The 18362-nt window shown below is 69.5% G+C and carries 19 protein-coding genes and 4 pseudogenes; 13 read left to right on the forward strand and 10 right to left on the reverse strand.

Features of this window, described 5'->3' with window-relative positions:
• Positions 1 to 115 precede the first annotated feature (115 nt).
• Positions 116 to 1267: a glutathione-independent formaldehyde dehydrogenase gene (locus ABT297_RS25690; RefSeq protein ID WP_350554039.1), complete on the forward strand. Its 1152-nt coding sequence runs from the start codon at positions 116 to 118 to the stop codon at positions 1265 to 1267.
• A 350-nt stretch (positions 1268 to 1617) separates the two neighbouring features.
• The gene (locus ABT297_RS25695) at positions 1618 to 3042 is read left to right on the forward strand and encodes an NAD-dependent succinate-semialdehyde dehydrogenase (protein WP_350554041.1); all 1425 of its coding nucleotides are present in this window, start codon (positions 1618 to 1620) and stop codon (positions 3040 to 3042) included.
• Here ABT297_RS25695 and ABT297_RS25700 read toward each other — a convergent pair.
• Positions 3023 to 3295: a hypothetical protein gene (locus ABT297_RS25700; protein WP_350554043.1), complete on the reverse strand. Its 273-nt coding sequence runs from the start codon at positions 3293 to 3295 to the stop codon at positions 3023 to 3025. The genes ABT297_RS25695 and ABT297_RS25700 overlap by 20 nt on opposite strands.
• Before the next feature lie 175 nt (positions 3296 to 3470).
• Here ABT297_RS25700 and ABT297_RS25705 point away from each other — a divergent pair, with 175 nt between their 5' ends.
• The 4 genes and pseudogenes from ABT297_RS25705 to ABT297_RS25720 all read left to right on the forward strand — a co-directional run.
• The gene (locus ABT297_RS25705; protein WP_350554045.1) at positions 3471 to 4052 is read left to right on the forward strand and encodes an Hsp20/alpha crystallin family protein; all 582 of its coding nucleotides are present in this window, start codon (positions 3471 to 3473) and stop codon (positions 4050 to 4052) included.
• Between the two features lie 99 nt (positions 4053 to 4151).
• Entirely contained in the window at positions 4152 to 4364 is a 213-nt protein-coding gene (locus ABT297_RS25710; protein ID WP_350554103.1) for a DUF2267 domain-containing protein, read from the forward strand.
• Positions 4364 to 4798: pseudogene (locus ABT297_RS25715) on the forward strand (DUF2267 domain-containing protein); the annotation flags it as partial. The gene ABT297_RS25710 and the pseudogene ABT297_RS25715, both read left to right, overlap by 1 nt.
• A gap of 11 nt (positions 4799 to 4809) precedes the next feature.
• A pseudogene (locus ABT297_RS25720) lies at positions 4810 to 4917 on the forward strand (ClpB D2-like domain containing protein); the annotation flags it as partial.
• Positions 4918 to 5139: 222 nt separating this feature from the next.
• Here ABT297_RS25720 and ABT297_RS25725 read toward each other — a convergent pair.
• The 5 genes and pseudogenes from ABT297_RS25725 to ABT297_RS25745 form a co-directional block, all read right to left on the reverse strand.
• Positions 5140 to 5817, reverse strand: coding sequence for a BON domain-containing protein (locus ABT297_RS25725; RefSeq protein WP_350554047.1), 678 nt, complete (start codon positions 5815 to 5817; stop codon positions 5140 to 5142).
• A gap of 118 nt (positions 5818 to 5935) precedes the next feature.
• Positions 5936 to 7609: an FAD-dependent oxidoreductase gene (locus ABT297_RS25730; protein WP_350554049.1), complete on the reverse strand. Its 1674-nt coding sequence runs from the start codon at positions 7607 to 7609 to the stop codon at positions 5936 to 5938.
• Between the two features lie 90 nt (positions 7610 to 7699).
• Positions 7700 to 7864, reverse strand: coding sequence for a hypothetical protein (locus ABT297_RS25735; RefSeq protein ID WP_350554051.1), 165 nt, complete (start codon positions 7862 to 7864; stop codon positions 7700 to 7702).
• Positions 7865 to 7924: 60 nt separating this feature from the next.
• Positions 7925 to 8105, reverse strand: a pseudogene (locus ABT297_RS25740) (phosphoribosyltransferase); the annotation flags it as partial.
• A gap of 3 nt (positions 8106 to 8108) precedes the next feature.
• Positions 8109 to 8465, reverse strand: coding sequence for a hypothetical protein (locus ABT297_RS25745; protein WP_350554053.1), 357 nt, complete (start codon positions 8463 to 8465; stop codon positions 8109 to 8111).
• Between the two features lie 778 nt (positions 8466 to 9243).
• Here ABT297_RS25745 and ABT297_RS25750 point away from each other — a divergent pair.
• The 4 genes and pseudogenes from ABT297_RS25750 to ABT297_RS25765 all read left to right on the forward strand — a co-directional run bounded on the left by ABT297_RS25750 (position 9244) and on the right by ABT297_RS25765 (position 11749).
• Positions 9244 to 9513 (forward strand): hypothetical protein, encoded by a 270-nt coding sequence (locus tag ABT297_RS25750; protein ID WP_350554105.1) that lies wholly within the window; start codon positions 9244 to 9246, stop codon positions 9511 to 9513.
• Between the two features lie 256 nt (positions 9514 to 9769).
• Positions 9770 to 10096 carry a thioredoxin gene (gene trxA, locus ABT297_RS25755; RefSeq protein WP_350554107.1) on the forward strand — a complete coding sequence of 109 codons (327 nt, stop codon included), beginning with the start codon at positions 9770 to 9772 and terminating at the stop codon, positions 10094 to 10096.
• 213 nt (positions 10097 to 10309) lie between these two features.
• Positions 10310 to 11104: pseudogene (gad, locus tag ABT297_RS25760) on the forward strand (glutamate decarboxylase); the annotation flags it as partial.
• 195 nt (positions 11105 to 11299) lie between these two features.
• Complete coding sequence (locus ABT297_RS25765) at positions 11300 to 11749, forward strand: DUF1931 family protein (RefSeq protein ID WP_350554055.1); 450 nt, start codon at positions 11300 to 11302, stop codon at positions 11747 to 11749.
• A gap of 445 nt (positions 11750 to 12194) precedes the next feature.
• On the opposite strand, the gene ABT297_RS25770 is transcribed toward ABT297_RS25765, so the two are convergent.
• A complete protein-coding gene (locus tag ABT297_RS25770) occupies positions 12195 to 12386 on the reverse strand; it encodes a hypothetical protein (protein WP_350554057.1) in 192 nt (63 codons plus the stop codon).
• Positions 12387 to 12395: 9 nt separating this feature from the next.
• On the opposite strand from ABT297_RS25770, the gene ABT297_RS25775 reads away from it, so the two are divergent.
• The 3 genes from ABT297_RS25775 to ABT297_RS25785 all read left to right on the forward strand — a co-directional run bounded on the left by ABT297_RS25775 (position 12396) and on the right by ABT297_RS25785 (position 15340).
• Positions 12396 to 13088, forward strand: coding sequence for a hypothetical protein (locus ABT297_RS25775; RefSeq protein WP_350554059.1), 693 nt, complete (start codon positions 12396 to 12398; stop codon positions 13086 to 13088).
• A 285-nt stretch (positions 13089 to 13373) separates the two neighbouring features.
• A complete protein-coding gene (locus ABT297_RS25780; RefSeq protein ID WP_350554061.1) occupies positions 13374 to 13871 on the forward strand; it encodes an SPW repeat protein in 498 nt (165 codons plus the stop codon).
• A 329-nt stretch (positions 13872 to 14200) separates the two neighbouring features.
• Complete coding sequence (locus ABT297_RS25785; protein ID WP_350554063.1) at positions 14201 to 15340, forward strand: SigB/SigF/SigG family RNA polymerase sigma factor; 1140 nt, start codon at positions 14201 to 14203, stop codon at positions 15338 to 15340.
• 237 nt (positions 15341 to 15577) lie between these two features.
• Here ABT297_RS25785 and ABT297_RS25790 read toward each other — a convergent pair whose 3' ends face one another.
• From ABT297_RS25790 to ABT297_RS25800, 3 genes are all read right to left on the reverse strand, one after another.
• Positions 15578 to 15850, reverse strand: coding sequence for a GlsB/YeaQ/YmgE family stress response membrane protein (locus ABT297_RS25790; RefSeq protein WP_350554065.1), 273 nt, complete (start codon positions 15848 to 15850; stop codon positions 15578 to 15580).
• Positions 15851 to 16207: 357 nt separating this feature from the next.
• A complete protein-coding gene (locus tag ABT297_RS25795; protein ID WP_350554067.1) occupies positions 16208 to 17350 on the reverse strand; it encodes a carboxylate-amine ligase in 1143 nt (380 codons plus the stop codon).
• Positions 17350 to 18315, reverse strand: coding sequence for a methyltransferase (locus ABT297_RS25800; protein WP_350554069.1), 966 nt, complete (start codon positions 18313 to 18315; stop codon positions 17350 to 17352). The genes ABT297_RS25795 and ABT297_RS25800 overlap by 1 nt, the downstream gene beginning before the upstream one ends.
• Positions 18316 to 18362: the final 47 nt, after the last annotated feature.

Below are 18362 nucleotides of genomic sequence, written 5' to 3' on the forward strand. Positions count from 1 at the left end.
GTTCCGCCTCATCGAGCGGACCCACCTGCGCGCCGGCGCCCGCCGCTAGGTGAGCTGCCCCGCCGGTTCGCCCGCCCGGCCAGTTCAACGCCCACTGGCCGGGTACTGCGTGGCCATGAAGGCTGTCGTGTACGAGGGACCGCGTAACGTCGCGGTCAAGGACGTACCGGACCCGCGCATCGAGCACCCGCAAGATGTCTTGGTCCGGATCACCACCACCAACATCTGCGGCTCCGACTTGCACATGTACGACGGCCGCACAGACATGGAGACCGGCCGGATCCTCGGCCACGAGAACCTCGGCGAGGTGGTCGAGGCAGGCAAGGGCGTCGACAAGGTCCGCGTCGGCGACATGGTATGCCTGCCGTTCAACATTTCCTGCGGGTATTGCGCGAACTGCGAGCGCGGCCTCACCGCCTTCTGCCTGCAGACGAATCCGGACCCGAACATGGTCGGCGCCGCGTACGGCTTCGCCGGCATGGGCCCGTACGAGGGAGGCCAGGCCGAGATGCTGCGGGTGCCCTTCGGTGACTTCAACTGCCTCGTGCTGCCGGAGAACGCTCGCGACCGGGATCGGCAGCGCGACTACGTGATGCTGGCCGACATCTTCCCGACCGGCTGGCACGCGACGCAGCTCGCCTGCGTGCAGCCCGGCGACTCCGTGGTGATCTACGGCGCCGGGCCGGTGGGTCAGATGGCCGCGCTCTCGGCGACGATCAAGAACGCCGCCAAGATCATGGTGGTCGATTACCACCAGGACCGCCTGGAACTCGCCGCGAAGATCGGTGCGATTCCGATCGACGCCTCCAAGGAGTCCGTGGCGGACCGGGTGATGGAGGAGACGAACGGCCTCGGCGCGGACCGGGGCTGCGAGTGCGTCGGCTACCAGGCCCACGACGCGTCCGGGCGGGAGCATCCGGAGATGACAGTGAACTCACTCGTGCAGACCGTCAAGTTCGCCGGCACGATCGGCGTCGTCGGCGTCTTCACACCCAAGGACCCGGGCAGCCCGGATCGGCTGTACGAGGAAGGGAAGGTCGCCTTCGACTGCGGCAGGTTCTGGACCAAGGGCCAGACGATGGCCACCGGGCAATGCAACGTCAAGGATTACAACCGGGCGCTGCTCAACCTTATCGTGGAGGATAAAGCGCGGCCGTCGTACGTCGTGTCGCACGAACTGCCGCTGAACCGAGCCCCGGAGGGCTACGAGCACTTCGACAAGCGTGAGCGCGGCTGGACCAAGGTGATCATGCACCCGGACCTCTGACGCGGAGGATTCCCGCCCAGTCCGGCGTGAAGCCTCGCGTGGTCGACGAGATCGGCGGTGACGACCGCCGTACATCACAGCGGTGTCGATGAGAGTCATCTCCAGGTCTAGGCCCAGCCGCGCCGCGGTGAGTTCCTCGTCGCGGCGCATCGGATCCTCACCGAGGCCCCAGGTCCCCCGCCCCAGCACGGGAATCTGTTCGCCGGCCGGCAGTTCCACCCTCCGCATGCTCAACGTCTTCATCGCAGCGCACTACGTCAGCCTTGGGCGGGCAAACCCCGGGCTGGTTCGGGCGGTGCTAGCGGGGTAGCAGTTGTGATTCCCCAAACCGTTGCGCGAGGGAGTAACCCATGTCCACGCCCTCGGCTGTCCGGCACAGCCCGATAGCCACCGTCAACCCCTACAACAACCAGCTCGTCCGCGAGTTCCCGCCGATGAGCCCGGAGGCCGTCGACAACGCGGCGCAGCAGGCGCAGCACGCATTCCAGTCCTGGCGCCGGGTCGGCGTCAACGAACGGGCCGCGCTGGTCGGCCGGGCCGCGCGGCTGCTCCGCGAGCGCGGCGAGGAACTGGCCCAGTTGGTGACGCTGGAGATGGGCAAGCTCATCGGGCACAGCCGCGCCGAGATGGACCTGTCCGCGAGGATCCTGCAGTACTGCGCCGACGAGGGGCCCGGGCTGCTCGCCGACGAGCCGTTGGAGCTCGACGGCGGGTCGGCCGCCGTCGTCAACGATCCCTTGGGCGTGATCGTGGGCGCCCAGCCGTGGAACTTCCCGGTGTACCAGGTGGTCCGGTTCGCCGGACCGAATCTGGTGCTGGGCAACACGATCCTGCTCAAGCACGCGAGCAACACCCCGCAGTCGGCGCTCGCCATGGAGCGGCTGTTCGCCGACGCGGGGATACCGCAGGGGGTGTACACCAACCTGCTGATCACCGGCTCCGAGGTCGATCGCGTCGTGGAACTCGACGTCGTGCGCGGCGCGTCGCTGACCGGCAGCGAGCGCGGCGGCGCCAGCGTCGGGGCCGCGGCCGGGCGCAGCATGAAGAAGAGCGTCCTGGAACTGGGCGGCAGCGATCCGTTCATCGTTCTCGAAGGCGACAACTTCGACCACACCGTCGATGCGGCCATGGCGGGGCGCATGCACAACATGGGGCAGAGCTGCGTGAGTGCGAAGCGGATGATCGTGACGTCCGGCACCTTCGACCGGTTCGTGACCGCGCTTGCCCAGCGTATGCGCGCGCTGCGGCCCGGTGATCCTGCCGACGAGGCCACCACGCTGGCGCCGCTGTCCTCGGAGCGGGCCGCCGAGAAGCTGTTGGACCAGGTCCGTGATGCCCTCGACAAGGGCGCCACCGCGGTCGTCGGCGGCGGGCGGGTCGATCGCCCCGGCGCATTCGTGCAACCCACGGTCCTCGTCGGCGTGACCCCGAAGATGCGCGCCTTCCACGAGGAGTTGTTCGGTCCGGTCGCCGTCGTGTATCGGGCGCGCAGCGACGACGAGGCGGTCGCGCTCGCCAACGACTCGCCCTACGGCCTCGGCGGTGCCGTGTTCGGCAGCGATCTGGCGCAGGCCCGGACGGTCGCACGCCGGGTCGAGAGCGGGATGGTGTGGATCAACCACCCGACGTCGTCCGAGCCGAACCTTCCCTTCGGCGGCATCAAGCTGTCCGGGTACGGACGGGAGCTGTCCTCGATCGGCTTCAAGGAGTTCGCCAACCGGAAGCTGGTCGTGACCATGCCCGCGGACACGCCCATCACCGACGCTCTCGGCTGACGGGCTCGGCCCGGAGCTGCTGATCCATTGCTCGTCGGAACCATGACGCGCGCAGGTGCTCCACCTGGCGCACCGCGCCCGTGGATGTCCAACGCACCATCCATGAAGCGTTCCTCAATCTCGCCACTGCATCATCACGTACCGGCACGTCGCCCGACTTTGTTAGAAACTCTGATACTGGCGGAATGCCTGCCACCACGACCGTGTGCAGATACGAGGTTTCGACGAGCGTGCCGTCGAGATCGAAGAGCACTCCGCTGGTCGTGGTGCCGGGCTACCCGCGCGGGCGGTGGTCAGGTCGGCCGGCGAGGTTCATCCGGCCCGGGGGAAACACATCGTCGTGCACCGGCTCAGGGTCGAAGGTGATGCAGCCACCGAAGCCCTTGCGGGAGCGGTCGGCTCCTACTCACGAAGGGAATCGATCCACCATGACGATCGCACCGTTCACCTCCAGACGGCGTCGCAGCGGTCAGCCGGCCGGAGCACCGGCGTACCGGTGGGATCCGCGCCGGGAACTGGATGACATCAACAGCCGGTTCGGGCAGCTGATGCAGGCGGTCCTCGGCGATCCCACCGCGCTGGCCCCGGCCGCCGCGTGGTCGCCGCTGTCGCCGCCGATCGACGTCGAAGAGACTGAGGACGCCTACGTCATCGACGTCGATCTGCCGAACGTGGACCCGTCTGAGGTCAACCTCGAGATGCGGGGCGAGGAGTTGCGCATCTCCGGTTCTTTCCAGGACCGCGAACGCGGCGGCGTGGTGCGCCGCCAGAACCGCCAGACCGGCGAGTTCGAATACATCGTCGACCTGCCCAGCGACATTGACGCCAGCCGGGTGGAGGCGACGTACAAAAACGGCGTGCTGACCGTCAGCGTCGGCAAGTCGCGCGACGTGCAGCCGCGCCGGATCGAGATCCAGGGCCAGCAGGGCAAGCAGGGCCGCGCGGGCGAGGCGGGCCAGGCGGGAACGACCGGCCAGGGGGGCCAGAGCGGGCAGGGCGACCGGCGTTGACCTGACCGGCCAGACAGACGCGGGCAGGACGGTGACACGGATGGCTATGAAGAGCTACTTCGTCCGGTCCGGCAGAGCCTCGGCGACGAGGAGACCGCACTGCGGGCGGTCCGCGCCACCCTCGAGACTCTGGCTGAGCGGATCGGCAAGGACGAGGCGCTGCATCTGGTCCCCGCCCTGCCGCTCGAGGTAGCGCCGTGGCTGTTCACCGCCAGCCCGGCGCAACGGTTCGATGCCGCCGACTTCGTGAGCCGGTGGCTCACCGGGAGGACGCGCCGATCGAGGCGGCGCAGCGGCATGCGGCGGGGGTGATGACAGCGCTGGGCCAGGAGCTGGACGACGACACCTACCGGCACCTCACGGCACGGCTCCCCCGCACATTCGCGCCCCTGCTGCCGAAGGGGACATTCGCCGGCGGTGTCCCAGCGGACAGCTTCGTGCGCAAGGTCGCGGACCGCGCCGGGCTCGACCCGGCGCAGGCGCAGCGCGTGGGGGAGGTCGTCCTGGAGATCCTGCCCGGCGGATCGGGCGGCGAGGCCGAGGACCTGATGACGTTCCTGCCGGTACAGCTGCATCCGGCGCTGCGGCGCGGCCAGGAGGCACCCGATCCGGACCTGGCTCCGGAGGAGTTCATCGTTGAGGTCATCCGGCGCACCGGGCTCCCCCCGGACCGCGTGATCCGGTACATCCGGGCCGTGCTGTCGACGGTGCGCGACGTCGTGGACGACGAGGAGTTCTTCGACGTGCAGGTGCAGCTGTGGAGGACCGCCGCGTCAGGCTGCGGGTCACCGAAGCCGCCCGACGGCACCTCGCGGCCGAGGGCTTCGACCCGGTGTTCGGCGCTCGGCCACTGCGCCGTTATCTGCAGCGGCAGATCGAGACGCCGATTGCCCGCATCCTTCTGCGGGGCGAGATCCGGGACGAGGCGTCCAGGTCGACCTCGGCCGGGCCGGTCTCCAGATCGACTGGGCCGGCGCACCAGCCGACGTCGGCGCCGCGCCGTCCTAGGCGCGAGCCAGACCGCTCGCTCGCCCCGACCTTGATGGGTCGGGGTGAGTGGCTTCTGGTGCTGAGCGGCGCGTACGTATCAAGGGGCGACGACGATGCGGTTCTCGACGGTGGTCACGCCGGGCGCGGACCAGGCCACCCGTTCCGCCTCGCGCCGCTCCGCCCACGACCGGACCCGGCCGGTGAGCACGACCTTGTCGTTGCGCACATCGACGTTCAGGTGCTCGGCGTCGGTTTCGGCACTGCGCACGAGTGCCTCCTCGATCCGTCTGCGCAGGTCTTTCGGCGACAGCTGCACCCGCGGACGCACCGAAAGCAGATTGGTCACCCCACGCACACCAGGCAGCTTGTCCACGGCGCGTTGCGCGGCCCTGCGCTCATGCTCCCACTCGACCTCGCCGCGCAGCGTGACCCAGCCTTTCGTTACCGTCACCTCGACTTGCTCGATTGGGACGAACGCGTCCCATTCCAACGCGCGGACGGCTGCCGCGGCGATCTCCGAGTCCGGCAGCTGCGCCGCGACCGGCAACCGAACCTCGATGTCGTTGGCGACTGCCTTCACCCCACGTATCCGGTGCGCCGCACGCTCGGCGGCCCACTTCTTCGGGTAGTTGTCGACCCATCCGGCCAACGTCACCACGCCGTTGTGTACCCCGACCGCTATGGCATTGGGCTGCAGGCGGGAATCCCACCGTAGTTCCTCGATCACGTCCCGCTCGATGTCGGCGTCGGCGCGAGTGAAGGTTGCGGTGCTCATGGCTGCTCCTTCCGTCGGGCCACATTCAACCGTTCGTCTACGCGACTGACGCGAAACCACCTGGTGGGAGTGACGTGCTCCTCGACCTGCAATGGGGTTGACGAGGAGGTCCGGGGAGCTATCCGAGGGGGGCTGCGGCGTCGTCGGCGACGCGGCCGGTGCTTTGGAGGTACTTCCACACCAGCTGCACTGCTGTGGCACCTTCGCCCACGGCCGAGGTGACCCGCTTGATCGACCCACTGCGCACGTCGCCGGCGGCGAACACGCCGGGCAGGTTGGTCTGCAGCAGAGGCCGTCGCTGCGGGCCCGGCTCGTCGCTGTCCGGGCCGGTGAGGATGAAGCCGTCCTCGTCGGTGGTGACCTGACCGGTCAGCCAATCGGTGCACGGCTGCGCGCCGATGAAGACGAACAGCGCACGGGCGGGAATCTCGCGGCGCTGCCCGGTGCGCTCGTCCTCGACCACGAGCCGTTCGAGTGTGTCGCCGCCCCGCAGCTCGCGTACCTCGGTGCGGAGGTGGGTCTCAACGTCCGATGTCGTCTCGATCCGATCAACCAGGTAGCGCGACATGGTCTCGCCGAGGTCCTTGCAGCGGGCCAGCAGGTGCACGACCCGCGTGTATTTCGACAGGAACAGCGCTGCCTGGCCCGCCGAGTTGCCACCGCCCACGACCGCGACCGGGTCGTCGCGGCAGAACAGTGCCTCCGACAGGGTCGCCGCGTAGTACACGCTGGCCGCTTCGAACTCTTCGAACCGCGGAACGTTGAGCTTGCGGTACCGGGCGCCGGTCGCGATCAGGACGGTCCGGGCTGTGACCTCACCGCCGTTGTCGAGCTCGATGACGTAGTTGCCACCCCGTTCCTGCAGCCCGCACGCTCGAGTCGGCACAGTGAACGTGGCTCCGAACTTCTCCGCCTGCACGACCGCCCGCTCGGCCAGTTCCCCGCCGGAGATCCCGGCAGGGAAGCCGGGATAGTTCTCGATCTGTGACGATCGGCCGGCCTGACCGCCGGTGGCGAACTCGTCGAGGGCGACCGTCACCAGCCCCTCCGAGGCGCCGTAGACGGCGGCGGCGAGGCCTGCCGGGCCCGCCCCGACGATGGCGAGGTCGCACACCGTGACGCCAGGTCGGGGTGCGGGCAGGCCCACCGCCTGTGCCAGCTCCGTGTTGCTCGGGTTCCGCAACACCTGCCCGGCCGGGCAGATCACCACCGGAGTCTGTTCCGGTCGCACGTGCAGTTCGCGCAGCAGCGTCTCGGCGTCCTGATCCTTCTCCAGGTCGACCCATTGGTAGGGAATGCGGTTGCGAGCGGCGAACTCGCGCAGCCGCCGGTTGTCCGGCGAGAAGCAGGATCCGATGATCCGAAGCCCGGCACTGCGGCCGATGAGCAGGGAGCGGCGGCTCAGGTACGCCTTCAGGATCAGGTCACCCAGGGTGGAATCCCGCGCGACAACGGCCTTGAGACGGTCGACCGGCACCTTGAGGACCTCGCCCGGCTCGCGCACCTGCGATGTGAAGAAGGCGGCCTGGCCGGTGATCAGGCTCAGCTCCCCCAGAAACCGCTTGGGGCCGTGCACGCTGATGACACGTTCGTCGCCGCCGAACCCGTCGACACTGGCTACCTTGCCGGCAAGCACCACGAAGAAGTCGTAGTTCTCCTCACCCTCCCGGATGAGTACCTCGGCGGTCTGTGTGCGGTGGCGCTGGCCCTCGGTGGCGAGGGCCTGAATTTGGGCGTCCTCCAAGCGTGGGTAGGCCCCGTAGCGGTCCGGCGTCTCGAGGAGCACGTTCACATCCACCCCCTCAGGGGATACGATCTACCCGAAGCGTCGCCGAATAACCCCTCGTTCCGATATGTCGGGATCAGACAGGGCTCGAAGCGCTCAGCGGCCTGAGCGTTGCCTGCGGTGTTCGGGTACCGGGGTGAGGTGTTCGACGAACCGTTCCCGGGCGAGTTGGGCCACCTGCTCCCCCGTGCCTGGTTCCTCGGACAGGTGCGTGGCATTCGGGACGATCTCCAGGCGTGCCTCGCCGCCGAGTTTCTTCATGGCCTAGCGGTTGAGTTCGATGACGCGGGATCCCGTTCGCCGACGTACCAGTCGCTAATGGCCCGGCACGCCGAGCTTGCACACCAGGAAGATGTCGAGCGGTGCAACCAGGCCCATCGCGACCTCGTACGCCACCGGCACCCCGCCTCGGGGTAGCCCGAGCACCACGACGTCAGCATGACCCCGGTACGGCCAGGACCCGACCGGCATCCCGGCGGTTACGGAACAGCCGGTCCGACATCGCTCAGCCCACCCTCAACGCGTCCAGCATGCCGTGCAGGTGGGCGGCGGCCGTCTCGATCTTGAAGTACTTGCGCTGCGCTGCGCGGACCTCCGCGGACAGCACGCCGCAGCGATGCACCCGGACGAAGTCGCCGTATGGGAACTTGTAGTGAGCCTTGGTGTCGTCGGGCTCTTCATCGTCGACGCCGAGATGCCATCGCCCGTACTCGCCATAGCCGTGCTGCTCGATGGATTCGTTCTCCTGCCGCGTCGAGGGCTGGTGCTCACTCCACTCGTCGCGGTCGTCAAGCACGTACTGCCCGTCTTCGACGAGCTTCCGCGCGTGCTGATACCCGCGTTCGTTCAGCTTGACTGCCACCCGAATCACCATCCTGCTCTGCGCTCCACATTGGTGGGCCAGCCGAAACCTCGGCGGCCTTCCGACCGCAGCCCATCCGACGCCCACGGTCAATGCGCGCTCAACCGTCCGACGCCTAACTGGTGCCACTACCCGCGTTGGCCACGTTCACGCCAACCAGCACAGAAGACACGGGGGCAGTCTAGGTAGCAGAGGGAACGTGGGATGCGGTTGTGACGACGCGGTTGCGCGTGGCCACGACGGTCTTTGCGCCCCGACCTTCGCCTCGGTGACGATGCGCATGTCAGCCGTCCTGACCGATGACTCGCGGAGGCCTACTTCACTGGCCTATCTGGAGAACCGGCACGTCACACGGCGTCTGGGCACACCGCGCCTATCGTCAACTCACGCAAGACTCCGGCGATCACGCCGCAGGAGGCGGCTGGTCAGTCGCGGCCGTCGGGCGGGACGGCCGCCTGTTCAACGCTGCCGTCGTCGACGACGCGCCGCCCCGAACCCGACGACGACGTGGACGACGAGGTCGTCTCCTTCCTGCGGGCAGGCGACCGTGTGACCGCAGGAAGGATCTGATCCGCGGCATCTACCGCACCATGTTCGAAACCGGCGACCACGACGTCCGCCGACCGGGACGGCGCCGCCGAACGGCTCGTTGGCGAAGCGGTCTTCGGCCGCCGCGACGAGGTGTTCCTGGTGACGAAGGTCCTGCCGGAGAACGCCCGACCGGGCGGGCGCGATTGAGTCCTGCGACCGCAGCCTGCACCGGCTGCGGACCGATCACATCGACCTGTACCTGCTGCACTGGCCCGGCCCGGTGCCCGCCGACGAGACCGTCGAGGCGTTCACGCTGCTGCAACAACAGGGCAAGATCCGGCATCACCACGATCCCGAAGGCGGCCCACCCGGAGCACACCGCGGAGAACCATGCCGCGCTGGACGTGCGACTCACTGCCGAGGACTTCGCCGACCTGGACCGCGCGTTTCCGCCGCCCGTCGGCCCCACTCCCCTCGAGACGCTCTGACCTCGATCACCTCACCGGGATGTTCATGACCGAGCACCTGGCCGGTCTCCGTGTGCCCAAGAGCTGTGACCGTAGGGCCGGGCGTACGCGTGACCGGGCGGAACGGGTCGCCGCCCCCGGGATCTGACGTTGGCGCACACCGTGCATAACCGCCACGGCTGCGGGCAGATCCCGCGGATGAGCGGGGAGATCGTCGTCTGCTCACACTGCGGGCGCAGGAACCGCGTTCCCGGGGCGGCCTCCGGCGTCCCACGGTGCGGCAATTGCCATCAGCCCCTGCCGTGGATCGCCGACGCGACCGACACCACGTTCGCCGCAGTGGCTGAGCAGTCGGCCCTTCCCGTGGTGGTCGACCTGTGGGCGACCTGGTGCGGACCCTGCCGCGTGGTAACTCCCGCCCTGGAGCAGGTCGCACGGGAGCTCGCCGGCGACGTGAAGCTCGTCAAGGTCGACGTGGACGCTGCTCCGACGCTGTCCCGACGCTTCGACGTGAAGGCGGTGCCGACACTGCTGATCATGCACGACGGCAAGGTCCTCGCGCGCAAGTCGGGTGCCGCGCCAGCGTCTGCGTTGCGGCGATGGGCCGACACGACCCTGGCGGGCATCCGCTGATCACCCCGGCGGTGCGACGACGCGAAGCTGACCCAGTGATCATCGAGCCCGGACCGCGACGGCCGCGACGACGACGGGAGCCGCGCCGCGCGCGGATGTGGGCGCCGCCGGTCTGTATGACAGCCCGAGGGCGCTGCGCGACGCGATCGACGTGGCGCTGAAGCGAGAGTGCAGAAGCGGACAGGAGGTCAGGGCATGTCGTCACGCCCCGAGCATGACCGGGAGGCCCCGCGGCCGGAGCTCTCGCTCAACCTCGCCACATTCGTCACCACCTGGATGGAGCCTGAGGCCACTCGGCTGGCGACCGAAAGCCTCACCAAGAACATGATCGACCGGGACGAGTACCCGCGCACCGCCGACCTCGAGATCCGTTGCCTGCGGATGCTGGCTGGGCTCTGGCACGCCCCCGACGCCGGGCAGGCGCCAGGCTGCTCGACGTCCGGTTCGAGCGAGGCGTGCATGCTCGGTGGGCTGGCCTTCAAGCGCCGCTGGCAGCACGCGCGCCAGGCGGCGGGACTGCCGACCGAGCGGCCGAACATCGTCATGGGGATCAACACCCGGGTCTGCTGGCAGAAGTTTGCCAACTACTGGGATGTGGAAGCTCGGCTGGTACCGATGGAGGGGGATCGGTTCCATCTGTCGGGGCCCGCGACCGTGGAGCGCTGCGACGAGAACACGATCGGCGTGGTGGCCATCCTGGGTTCCACGTTCGACGGCAGCTACGAGCCGGTCGCGGACATCTGCGCCGCCTTGGACGAATTGCACGGGCGCACCGGATGGGACATCCCAGTGCATGTCGACGCGGCGTCCGACGGGATGGTCGCGCCGTTCTGCGACCCGGACCTGGACTGGGATTTCCGGCTGCCCAGGGTCGCCTCGATCAACGTGTCCGGGCACAAGTACGGCCTCGTCTACCCGGGCCTCGGCTGGGTGGTCTGGCGCGCCGCCGCCGCGCTGGCGGAGGATCTGGTGTTCCGGGTCAACTACCTGGGTGGCGAGATGCCGACGTTCGCGTGCATCGGCCTGACCTGCGGCGGCATCAGCGCCGCCGAGCTGCTCGAGGCGGGCGCAGTCCGCGTGTACGACCATCCGCGGGCCCTGCTCGAATCAAGCGACGCTGCCCTCAGCCGCTGAGGTACGACGGCGCATGCGCGGCTCGATTGCGGGTAGCTGCCGACGACTCACAGAAGAGGAGGTACCGGGATGCCGGTGCTGGCCATCGAGCGATTCGAACGCTTCTTCCGGGCGGCGGCGAGCCTGGACGTGGACAAGAACGACCTCAAACGCTACAGCGACTTTGTCGACCAGAAGGTCTACGACCTGCTCCTGATCGCACAGGCCACGGCGAAGGCGAACGGTCGCGACGTCATCGCGCCGCACGACCTGCCGGTAACGAAGGGCCTACAGGAACGCATCCACGAGTTCCGGAACCTCGACGAAAAGATTGAGCTGCGCCCCATCCTGGACGCGCTCACCCCAAGGCCGCCGCTGGACCTCGCGCTGGGCGACGAGACCGAGCGCCGGCTGCCGGGCATCGTCGGTGGCCTGAGCGTCGCGCTCGCGCGGACATTCAAGATCATGGACCCGGAGCTGAAGAACCCGCAGACCGCACATTGGGAGGGAGCACTCCGGATCTTCAACCTTCTGCTGTGATCGAAGGCACCAGCACATGATGACGCGGCACGCGGCGGTCATCGACGCGGTGGCGAACGAGCGCTGGTCAATGGACGGAGCGCGCCGGCCACGAAGGCGTGAACCGCGGGCCGAGCACGCGGGCGCCGCGAGCTGTGACCCGTCTCCGGGGACCGCCGTCGGCGATGAGGACGATGGCGTTGCTCGGCGCTCTCGCTCGAGCAACTCGACGATGGTGTCATCGCCGGGCAGCGACGCCCCGCACGCTGGCAACGACGGTCGCGTCGCCTTGAGCCACACGGTCGCGCGCCACCAGACCGTCGCCTGTTACGAACTGCAGGCGATGACCTTGCCGGCGTGTCGTCCAGTAGCCAGTCCGCGGCGGCGGTGTCGGTCGGGCAGAGCGGGCGGTGGGACACGGAGCCGCCGGCGCCGAGCCATCGCCGCTCGGCCTGCCTGCCGTTGTTCAGCAGTCGGTTCCCGGCCAGCGCGCTTCGGTGACGGCGGAGCCGATCATGATGCCGTCGAGCGAGTTGTCCGAGAACCGGCAGCGGCCGTTGTGGTTCACGCGGTTGCCGATGAACGTGTACCGGCCGGGCATGTAGCCGATCGCGATCGCGCCCCCTCCCACCAGCTGCTGGACAAGCCGCGCGACCACCCGTGGCGGATGGCCGCCGGAGCCTGGGCCCTCAGATTCTTCGCGGTGCTGCTCGTCGCCGCCGCCGACGACATCATCGCCCGGCTGCTCGCCGTGCCGGTGACCGGGCTGGTCCACCGGCTCCAGGTGCTGGCGGCGACGCTGCCGTTCGCCGTGGCGGCGGTCACCGTGTTCGTCGCGCGGGCCCTGCGCGCCAGCAGCGCCGCACACGTCAGTGAACTCACCGCGCGGGACATGAAGGCCGCCGCCACCGGTGCTCACCCCGCGGCGATCGAGCCGGAAGGGCGGGACGAGCTGGCGCGGATGTGGCGCAACCCGGACGACACCTGGCGCTGGCAGCGGTCCGGACTCGACCAGCGCGGCGAATGTGAAACTCTGATGAGCAACGAGGTCTTCGAAACTCGTGACGCCGCGCTCGAAGCGGCCGGCACCGCCTACCCCGGAGTCCTCGTCCGCCAGGGACGAGGCACCCGAAGGGCTGGTCCTGCCACACCCGTGGCACCCACCCGGGCCGCTCACCCGGATCGGGGGCGGTCGTCGCCTGGCCGGTGCTGGTGGTGCTCAGCCGCCGAGGCCGTTGCGCCGACCCGCCCGCACCCCGGCATGCAGTCCGCGAAGGGCAACATCGCAGCTGGCCCGGTACTCGCCGTTGTCGACCGTGTCCGCGATGCGGTGCGCCGGGCGGCCGAAGGCAAGCATTAGCCGCCGCGGCCGCCGGCGTGCGCTGCCACGACCTGTCGGACGAGGGCATCGGCGTGAGCTGCCGGAAGCGGTGGTGTTAGAAAGCCTTGGAGCACGTAGCGGTGTGGCCAACGTGGCCTGGAATCGGGTCGAGCGCGAATTGACCTCCTCATCGTGCACCGGCGGGTGAGTATTCCCGAATCGGTCGAGGTACCGCTTCGCCACCACGTGACCGCGCCGCACGTCAGGTTTGTTCGGCACGAGATCGGCTAGGAATCCGTAACCCAAAAGTTGAGGGAGGGTGTGATGAGTCGCCCAGACGCGGAAGGCTTCAGCCCGTACAACCGCTCCCAGCGAGACAGAGGCGGCGGAGCCCCGACGGCAGTCAAAGAACGCCCCGGCGTCGCCGCCCTGCGAGAGCGGTACGATGAGGTCGCCGAGGCGCCGACGTCGCAGTCGGTCGATGGCCTGATGTTCCTGTCCGGAGTATTCCTCGCGATCTCACCGTGGGTCGTCGGCTTTCGACCCGCCGAGCGCGACCTGGCCATCAACAACTTGATCATTGGGGCCGTCGTCGTGTTGCTCGCAGTGGGCTATGCGACGGTCTACGGCCGCACGCACGGCCTGTCGTGGGTACCGGTGATCCTGGGAGTATGGACCATCGTGGCACCCTGGGTCATCCAGGGTAGCGACGTCGCCGGCGGCACGGTGCTCACCAACGTCATCACCGGTGCCTTGATCACGCTGTGCGGCCTCGGGGCGATGCGGATGCGGCATGAGGTCACCGCGCGCACGTTGCGGTAGCCATCGGGTCCTGGTGTCCGGACAGGGACGCTTGAGCGTGGTACCGGTCACCGCACCGCAGCACTGGCACAACGGTCAAAGCTCGGTCGCTGCCCGTTTGGGCGGCGACCGGGACTCAAGTGGTCAAGCTGTCGCCTCCGCTGCTGAGCTTGCTTGCGGTGTGGCAGGCCACGGTCCGGTGTCAGCGGGCCCGCAGTGATGGTAGCGGTGTGCTAAAGCGCCGTGCACGCATACACCAGCCCAGGGCCCACCAATCCGGGATACGGGTTTGTGCGGTGCCCAGCCGGGTCCGTCAACGCGGTTCGGCAACGGCGAGCGCGGGAGGTGCCATGGACCTGACAGTGACGCTGTCGGCCCGGGGCGACGCCAGCCTGCTGGAACTCGCCGGCGTGCTCGACTACGCCACCGTGCCGTACCTACGGCAACTGGTGTTCGACCGCTTCGACGCCGGCTCCCGACGAATCGTGCTCGACGCGTCCCGGCTGGAGCTCATGGACGCGTCGTCGATCAGCGTCCTGCTGTACCTGCAGCGCCGCGCCGGGCGGCTCGACGGTGACATCCAGCTGGCCCACGCCAGCGGCATCGTCCTCACGGCGGTGGAGATCGCCGATGCCGCCGAGCGCCTACACGCCTATGACGAGGTGGACTGGCCGATCACCGAACGGCAACGCCACCCGGTCGACCTGGACAAGCTGCACATCCGTGACCGGTACTGGCCACCTGAGGTCACCGACCTCCTCGGCCGGCTGCACCATCTCCAACCGGGTGACCCGCACCGGCAGCGGCTGCGCAACGACGTCATCGAGGCCTGCCTGCCCACCGCACGCCGGCTCGCCCGCCGCTACAGCACGAACGGCGAGTCGCTGGCCGATCTGCTCCAAGCCGCCGCCCTGGGCCTGATCAAGGCCGTCGACAGGTTCGACCCGACCCGGGGCATCGAGTTCGGCGCCTTCGCCACCCCAACCATCACCGGAGAACTCAAGCGGCACTTCCGCGACCACACCAATACGGTACGGCTACCCCGCCGACTGCAGGAACTGCGCCTGCAGATCAGCCACACCCGCAGCGACCTCCAACAACAGCTACACCACCCACCGAACAGCGCCGAACTCGCCGCGCACCTGCACACCGACGAGCACGACGTGATCGAGGCCCTCGACCCGGCCGGCCTGCACCGGCCGATATCGCTGGACACCCCCACGCCCACCACGAACGTGAACGCCACGATCGCCGACACCATCGGCGCCGAGCCACCCGAATACGCCCAGGTCGAGATGCGCGAATCGCTACGGACCCTCCTACCCCGCCTGCCCGAACGCGAACAGCACATCGTCGCACTGCGCTTCTACGGCAACCTCACCCAAACCCAGATCGCCGCCGAGATCGGCATCTCCCAAATGCACGTCTCCCGCCTACTCACCCACGCGCTGCAGTTCCTTCACCGCCACCTCACCGCACCCGACTCTTGAGCAGCTCGCACCCGGTCCTGCGTGCCGCACCTGGGCCTGTGGCATCGACCTGGAGCACCTGCCCGGCGGCGGCTACACCACCGTCGCCGGGCTGATCCTCGCAGGACTCGGGCACCTGCCCATCTGGCGCGGAGAAACCGTCACCGTGCAGGAGTGGGCGTTCGCGGTCGCGCAGTTCCTGGCCCGTCACCGGCGTGACGCTCGCCCGGGCCCAGCCGGCAGCCAGCCGAACCGGGGTCAGTGCGCGCTACGCCGGCCGTAGAAGCCGGCGACCGCCCACACGCCGAGCGCGGCGAGCACCACCTGGGTGAGCAGTTCCAGCCAGTCGATGCCGGGCGTGTTCGCGTAGCCCAGGGCGCCCGCGATCGCGGTGCCGATGAACGCCGCGATGATGCCGATGACGATGGTGAGCCAGATCGGGATGTGCTGCCTGCCGGGTACGACCAGGCGCCCCAGCACGCCGATGATCAGGCCGACGACCAGCGCGGAGATGATGCCACCGATGGCCATGTCACGCCTCCAGGTCTCGGGGAATGTTCTTGTACGCCTGGATTCCCGAACCGGATCGACGGCAAACCACCACCCCACGCCGTGGCACAGGTCACCTGGCGGCGACCGTCGCCAAACGCGGGTGACCACGAGCGCTCCCCGGCCCGGGGTTTGCCCGCGGCGGGGGCCGGCTCGAACGCTGAGCCATGGAGAACGCGGTGCTGCCGGATCAATGCGCAGCGTTCGACGCCCGGGTTGTCGTGCCAGTAGTCGCCATCGGGTGCGGTGTCGAAGCGTGCCGCGCGCCTACTCCCGGCCGGCAACGGAATCCGGTCTGCCGAGCATGACGGCGACGTGCGCTGATCGGCCCCATGTCCGTCAGCCGCTGGTGGTCACCGCGGCTAGCTCGGCCAGCACCCCCGGTACGCCGCCGCCTTTGGCAAACGCGCGACGCTGCCGAGCCGCGCCGTTGCCGTGCCGGCGCAGCCGCACCAGGCCCGCCGTGACGTCGTCCCGGTCGCCGTGCTGGTCGAGCGCTTCGCCTACGGTCGCCACCAGTTCGTCCACCAGTTCCCAGGCCGGGCGGGCGGCGCGGCGGCGCAGGTCGATCAGGGTGCCGTCGAGGCCGGCGTGGGCCGCGTTCCAGTGGGCGGCGCGCAGCAGGTGGTCCGGCACCCCCGGGGCCGGACGGGCAGCGGCGATGCCGGCGACGGCGGTCGCCACGAGCGCCCGGACGAGGCCGGCGACCAAGACGGCGTCTTCGGTGGTCGGGCACACGTCGCCGACACGCACCTCCACCGTCGGGTACCGCAACGACGGGCGCGCCCACCACAGCACCATGGAGGCGTCGAGCATCACGCCGGTCGCGACCAGCTCCTCGACGGTGCGCTCGTAGTCCTCGGCCGACTCGAGGTACGGCGACGGACCAAGGCTCGGCCAGCGTTCCAGCGCGATGCCGCGCCAGCTGGCGTGGCCGGTGTCGGCGCCGGCGTGGAAGGGCGAGTTTGCGGTGAGCGCCTGCACGACCGGCAGCCAGGGGCGGATCGCGTTGCACACCTGGATGGCCAGCTCCCGGTCCGGCACGCCGACGTGTATGTGGCAGCCGCAGAGTGCCGGGTCGTGGGCGATCGGACCGTAGTGACGCGAGATCGCGTGGAACCGGGGCGTGTCGACGACGCTGGTGTCCGCCTCGCCCAGCGGGGTGGCGGCCACCGCCACCAGGCGGGCGCCGACCGCGGCGGCCGCGTCCGCGGCGGCGGACCGGTTCTCCAGCAGGTGCCGGCGCAACTGCCGCAGGCCGGTGCAGACCGGGCTGACCATCTCCATCATGCTGCGGCGGAACTCGATCCGGCTACGCTCGCGCACGGCCGGCGGCAGCGCGTCGCGGGCCGCCTCGCACAGTGGCGCGTTGTGCCAGGAGACCGGGTCCAGCAGCAGGAACTCCTCCTCCACGCCGACGGTGACGGTCTGCCCAGCGACGGTGGCGGCAACCTCGGCCGGGCTCAATGCGGTGAGCGCCATCAGCGGTCCTCCCGTGTACGGGTCGCGGTGAGCACGGCGAGCGCGATCCGCTCGGCGTGGGCGTAGGCGGGGCCGTCCAGGTTCTCGCTGTACACGTCGGGGTCGACCTCGCGGTAGGTCCAGCGCAGGCCGGTGCCGGCCAGCCGGTCCGCGGCGGCCGCCAGTAGTGGGTCGCGGCCGCCGGTGATGCCGGTGCCGCTGAACAGCACCAGGGAGCCGCCCGGTGCGAGCCGGTGCACGGCCGTGCCGATGACGGCCATGGGCACGTCGTGCCCGTGCGGGCCGCCGCCGTCGCGGTAGGCCCGGCACTCGGGGTCGATCATGAACGGCGGGTTGGCGACGATGAGGTCGAAGTTGCCGGCCACGTCGCCGAGCAGGTCGCTGCGGCGGGCCTCGACGTTTGTGGTGCCGGCCAGCGCGGCGTTGAGCCGGGCGTAGCGCACCGCGGTGGGGTTGACGTCGACGGCAAGGACGTCGGACCGCGCAACGCGCTTGGCCACGGCCACGGCGACCGCTCCGCTGCCGGAGCCGACGTCGGCGACCCGCCCCGGCGCGACCGTCCGCCCGGCCAGGTGCGCGAGCGCGGCGTCGACGGTGCGGTGGGTGTCCGGACCGAAGAACACCGCGTCGGGTGCGTCCGGCGGGAACGCCGAGTGCACGAACAGCTCATTGTCGTAGCTGGAGACGCGGATCATGCTGCGCCAGACGTCGCCGTCGCGCCGCAGCGCGCCCGCAGCGTCGAGCAGCGCCACGACCTCGCCGGACACCGCGTCGGGGCGGAACGGCCGGCTCCAGCCCAGTACGTCGGTCAGGCTGTGGCCGAATGTGTTGCCGGGCCGGCGGTTGACCCGCTCATGCGTGGCAGGCGTGACAGTGGTGAACCGGTAGCCGGCCACCTTGAGCGCCGCGCCGAGCCGGAGCAGCGCGGCGTCCGGCCGCGGCAGGGCGTCGATGCTTGAGCCCACGTCGTGCAATTCCCCGGAAACCTCACGCTTAACCGAGGCTCGGGCGG

Source organism: Dactylosporangium sp. NPDC000555 (assembly GCF_040300025.1).
Lineage (GTDB): Bacteria > Actinomycetota > Actinomycetes > Mycobacteriales > Micromonosporaceae > Dactylosporangium.